At 66.4% G+C, this 5,968-nt stretch carries 1 protein-coding gene; it reads right to left on the bottom strand.

Annotated features, from left to right (window positions below):
* Window positions 1-320: 320 nt before the first annotated feature.
* Entirely contained in the window at window positions 321-5,927 is a 5,607-nt protein-coding gene (locus MWU77_RS24280) for a non-ribosomal peptide synthetase (RefSeq protein ID WP_247275010.1), read from the bottom strand.
* Between the last annotated feature and the right edge of the window lie 41 nt (window positions 5,928-5,968).

Below are 5,968 nucleotides of genomic sequence, written 5' to 3'. Positions count from 1 at the left end.
CCGCGCCCACCGCGACGACACCTCATCGAGCTCCCGATACGACAACGACCGCCCACCAGCAACCACCGCCACCGCATCACCACACGACTCCACCGCCGACACCAACAACTGCGGCAACACCACACCCCGACCACGCCCACCACGACGTTGTCTCGAAGGATTCTTCCGTCCGGTTCGTGTGCTCCGGCCGCTATGTCGCAGTTCGTCCGCTTCGGCCTGCCCAACCGAACGCGTCCCACGGTCAGCGCTCACCACGAAATCGACTCCTTCCGGTCGAACAGCCCCGACGCCGCTCGACCGGAAGTCAAGTTACCGAACAGTTACCTTTCGTGCAGCACCCAGGGATCGGCCAGGGTGGCACTCTTACCTGCCAGGGCACCCGAAACCCCACCGTGCGCTTCGGCGTGTCGATCGGTGATGATCACAACCTCGAGGTCCTCGGAATCGGACAATGCGGACACCTCAGCGGCCGGAACGAAAGCGTGACTGACCCACTCTTCGAGAGCGAGTTCGCCGAGATCATCATCGCGACCAGGAACGACGACCACCGCGCCGGCAATTGCCGCGGCCAACACGGCGAAGACCGTCCATCGATCGGCGTCCGCACCGCCAGGAAGGATGCGGGATTCGTAGGTCAGGGCCAGCTGATCCTGCCCCCGACGCAACGCGGCAACTCCTTGACCGTGACTGAGATGCACATCACCGAAGCACAACGCCCGGTCACCGGGACCGAGCACCTCGGGGCGATCGGTGTAGCCGAGCGAACGGCCGGACAAGTCCGCCACTGCCGCATCGACCGCAGGGTCGTCGATCGAGATCCACGTCGTCGCGGCAGCAACTGTCGTCTCCGTGAACTCCGCGACCCGGTCGCTCGTGGTCAGTCCCCATCGTGCGGGTACCTCCCGGTCGACCGACACGGCGGCACCCGATTTCGCCACCGCCCACAGTGCGACCACCAGATCGACACCGACCGGAAGGTCCACGGTCACGACATCGCCCGAGGTCGCTCCGCGGGAGATCAGGTACCTCGCCCACTGCGATGAGCGCGTCTCGATCTCCGCGAAACTCGACTCCGCGTTGCCGAAGACGACGGCCGGAGCATCCGGATCCGATTCGACGGCAACCTGGAGCTCCTGCGCAAGTGTGCGATCCACACTCATCGGCGTCGTCGCCGGCACAGACGGCGCCACACTCGTAGCGACCGAACGTTCACTGTCCGTACGGATATCGATGTCACCGACCACCGTGGCGGGGTCGGCCGCTACCGTATCCAGGAGCGTCACGAACCTCTCTGCGAGGGTCTCGATGGTGTCCGGGTCGAACAGGTCGGTCGCGTACGTGAACGCGAGTGCCATCCCGCCGGCCCCACCGTCGGCGCCGTCCTCGGGTTCCGCGGTCACCTGCAGGTCGAACTTCGCTGCCAGCTCGCCACCGTCGACAGCTTCGACCGTCAGCCCCGGAAGCTCGAGGCGTGCCGGTTCGATGTTCTGGAACGACAACACCGTCTGGAACACGGGATGCCGCGCCGCCGATCGTGCTGAGACAACCTCATCGACGATTCGCTCGAACGGCACGTCGGCGTTCGCGAACGCCTCGAGATCCACAGCGCGGGCCGCGTCGAGGACCGAACCGAAGGTCGCGGAAGGGTCGATGTCGGTGCGCAACGCCAGCGTATTGACGAACATGCCGACGACATCGTCGAGCGCGCGAGCACCGCGCCCGGCCACGGGAGTGCCGACGACGATGTCGCGAGAGTTGCTCAGCCGCGACAACAACACAGCAAGAGCGGAGTGCACGACCATGAACAACGTGGACCGGTGCGCCGCACTGAGCTCGTCGAGACGACTGCGGGTCTCTGCCGTCACCCGGGTGATATGAGTGGCGCCACGCAGGCTCGGAGTTGCCGGACGCGGCCGATCGGTGGGCATGTCGAGCAGGTCGGGAACCCCGGCGAGATTCGCACGCCAGTACGCGAGCTGAACGCCCGCCGGCGAGTGTGGGTCCTCGGCGTCGCCGAATACTTCCTGCTGCCACAGAGCGAAGTCCGCGTACTGGATCTCGAGAGGGTCGGCAGCGGGAGCTTCTCCCCCGAGGCGAGCCACATACGCCGACATCAGATCGCGGGCGAGCGGCGGCAGGGACGCGCCGTCGGCCGAGATGTGATGAACCACGAGTGCAAGGACGTGGTCGTCGGAGCCGATGCTCACGAGACGACCGCGCACAGGCACCTCGGTTGCCACGTCGAATCCCTGCGAGACCACCTCGACAACGAACGCGACGGCCTCCGCCTCCGAGTCCACGGCGACCGTGGCGAAGGCGTCCACCGTGTCGGCGTCCAGAATCTTCTGGTGCGGCCCCTGCTCGTCCTGTGGATATACGGTGCGCAGCGACTCGTGGCGCTCGACGATGTCGCGTACCGCGGCAGCCAGTGCCGCGGTGTCGAGGTCGCCGCGCAGCCGGATGGCAAGCGGAATGTTGTATGTCGCCGACCCCGGATCGAGCTGGTTCAGCACCCACATGCGCTGCTGCGCCAGCGACAACGGAATACGGTCCGGCCGGATCCCGGCAACCAGGTCGGGGAGCGTGCGGCCACCCTGCCCGGAATCGGCCCGCGCTGCCAGACCTGCAACGGTGGGGTCCTCGAACAATTCACGGATCGCCAGGTTCGAACCCAGTGCCTCGTTGATCCGCGCGATCACCCGTGTCGCGATGAGTGAGTTGCCGCCCAGATCGAAGAACGAGTCGTCCGCTCCGACCTTCTCTACGTCGAGAACCTGCGACAGGATCTGTGCCACTGCGCGTTCGGACTCCGTCACCGGTTCCCGATAGTCGTCGCCGAGAACATCGATCCGCGGCGCGGGGAGAGCCCGCCGGTCGAGTTTTCCGTTGACCGTCAGGGGCAGTTCGTCGAGCACGGTCACAATGTCGGGCACCATGTAGCCGGTCAGGAACTCCGAGACCTGAGCGCGCACGTCCGGCGCAAGCACAGTCTCACCGGCTCGCGGAACGACGTAGCCCACGAGTCGCTCGCCGAGACCGTCGTCGCGAACCATCGCAACGGCGTGCGCAACACCCGACGCCTGCAGCAGAGCCGCCTCGATCTCGCCGAGTTCGATGCGGAAACCACGCAATTGCACCTGGGAGTCACTGCGGCCTGCGTATTCGAGGACTCCGGCCGAGTTCCAGCGGGCGATATCCCCGGTGCGGTACAGCCTGCCCCGGCCGAACGGATCTGCGACGAACCGCACTGCGGTCAGGTCGGGGCGTCCGAGATACCCTCGCGACAACTGGTCGCCGGACACATAGACCTCACCGGGCACACCCTGGGGTACCGGCTGCAACCGTCGATCGAGCACGCGCACCGCGAGTCCGGGTAGGGATCGTCCGATCGCGCTTGCCGCCCCGGCCTGCGCATGGGTGCGCTCGACAGCGTGGAAGGAGACGTGCACTGTCGTCTCCGTGATGCCGTACATGTTGATCAGACGGGGCGTGACGGGGTGCCGGTCGAACCAGCCGTCGAGGCGCCCGGGATCGAGCGCCTCGCCGCCGAACACCACGTACCGCAGTCTCGAAGGCGCGGCCTCGACCGCACTCGAGGCGAGGGCGCGGTCCGCCTCGTCGAACTGGTAGAAAGCCGACGGCGTCTGGTTGAGGACGGTCACACCTTCGGTGCGTACGAGACCTGCGAACAACTCCGGCGACCGCGAGGTCGGGTAGTCGACGACGACGAGCCTGCCACCGTGGAGCAGTGGCCCCCACAGTTCCCACACCGAGAAGTCGAATGCGTACGAGTGGAACAGGGTCCACACATCGTCCGATCCGAAACCGAACAGCGGTTCGGCATTCTCGAAGAGCGTGAGCACGTTGCGGTGGGTGACACCGACGCCCTTGGGGCGGCCAGTGGAGCCCGAGGTGTAGATCACGTAGGCCAGATCATCGGGCCGCAACGGCACCGGACGGTCGGCGTCGGTGAGCGGATCTGCCGAGAACGTCTCGGCACCGACTTCCGTCCCGTCCGCACGAACAATGTCGATTCCGCTGTCCCACAGCACACTCGCACCGTCGCCACGCCCGATCGCGTCGGAGGTCACGATCGCGCGGGGGCGCGCATCGTCGAGCATGTACCGGATGCGGTCGGAAGGATAGGTCGGATCGACCGGCAGGTAAGCGCCACCCGATTCGAGCACGGCCACGAGCGCGACGACGAGGTCGATCGAGCGCGGCAACGCCACCGCCACGAGCGACCCCGGGCCGACCCCGGCGGCGATGAGCCGACGCGCCATCCGGTTGGCGCGGGCCGAGAGTTCGGTGTAGTCGATGGTGGTACCGGCGGAGGTCACCGCAGGGGCGGTGGCGTGAGCGAGCACAGATTCCGACAGACGACCGGGGAGTGTCGCCGGAGTTCGCGCCGGAGAACCGGCGCCGAGCGAACTCCAGGTGGTCAGAATCCGTTCACGCTCGCCCTCGTCGAGGAGCGGTAGATCCGCAATGGCGGTCCGCTCGTCGGAGACCACCGCGCCGAGGATGCGGACGAACCTGTCCGCGAGGCTTTCCACCGTAGTGCTGTCGAACAGTTCCGTCGCGTAGTTGAATTCGACAGCGAACCCGCTGGGCGCGCCGTCCGTCCCGACGGTGTCCGCGACGGTGACCTGGAGGTCGAATTTCGCTGTCTCCGCGTCGAATTCGACACCCGAGATGGCCAACCCGGGCAGCTCGAGGTTCGACACCGGCATATTCTGGAACGTCAGCATAACCTGGAACAACGGGTGACGGGCCTGCGAGCGCGGCGGGTCGAGCACCTCCACGAGGCGTTCGAACGGCACGTCGGCGCGCACGAATGCATCCAGATCCGCGACCCGCACCCGATTCAGCAGGCCTTCGAACGACTCCCCACCGTCGACCTCGGTGCGCAACACGAGTGTGTTGACGAACATTCCGATCACGTCGTCGAGGGCAGCCTCGCCGCGACCGGCGACAGGCGTGCCGATCGCGATGTCCTCGGTACCGCTCATCCGCGCGAGGAGCACTGCAAGCGCAGCGTGGACAACCATGAATTCCGTTGCGCCACTGCGACGTGCCAGATCGGTGATACCCGCGCGCACGTCGCGGTCGAGGTCTACACGCAGCGATGCACCTCGGTTGCTCGCCACCGCGGGCCGCGGGCGATCGACGGGAAGGGGAAGCTCTTCCGGCAGGTCGGCGAGCGTTCGTCGCCAGAACTCCACCTGCTCGGAGAGCAAGGACTCGGGATCGGACTCGTCGCCGAGTACCTCGCGCTGCCACAGCGTGTAGTCCGCGTACTGCACCTCGAGTGGGGCCCATGAGGGCGCGTTCCCTGAGACGTGCGCCTCGTAGGCGGTCACCACGTCGCGCACGAGTGGGCCGATCGAGTAACCGTCGGCGGAGATGTGGTGCACAACCACGATCAACACGTGCTCGCGCTCCGACACCTCGAGCAGACGCACTCGAAGTGGAACCTCACGAGTGACATCGAACCCGGTGGTCACGATCTCCGCGATGCGATCGGGAACCTCGTCTGCAGACAGCGGTTCCGGTGACACGGCGAGCCTGGCATCCGATGCCAGGAGTACCTTCTGGTATCCGATGCCGTCGATCTCCGGGTATACGGTGCGCAGCGATTCGTGCCGGGCAACGACGTCATCGATTGCCGAGCGCAATGCCGCACGGTCCAGATCTCCGGAGAGTCTGATGGCCATCGGGATGTTGTCGACGAACGACTCCGGGTGCAGGCGGTTGAGGAACCACATCCGCTGCTGGGCCGACGACAACGGAACACGTTCGGGACGCTCGCGGGCCGCCAACGGCACCGAATCGCCGCCGGAGACCAGCTTTTCGATCCGGGCAGCCAACTCCTCCACCGACCCCACCTCGAACACCACCGACACCGGCACCCGCACACCCACCACCGACGACAACCGCGCCACCACACGCGTCGCCGCCAACGAAT

The organism is Rhodococcus sp. F64268 (genome assembly GCF_023015605.1).
GTDB lineage: Bacteria > Actinomycetota > Actinomycetes > Mycobacteriales > Mycobacteriaceae > Rhodococcus.
This window is presented reverse-complemented; position numbering and strand designations above follow the sequence as displayed.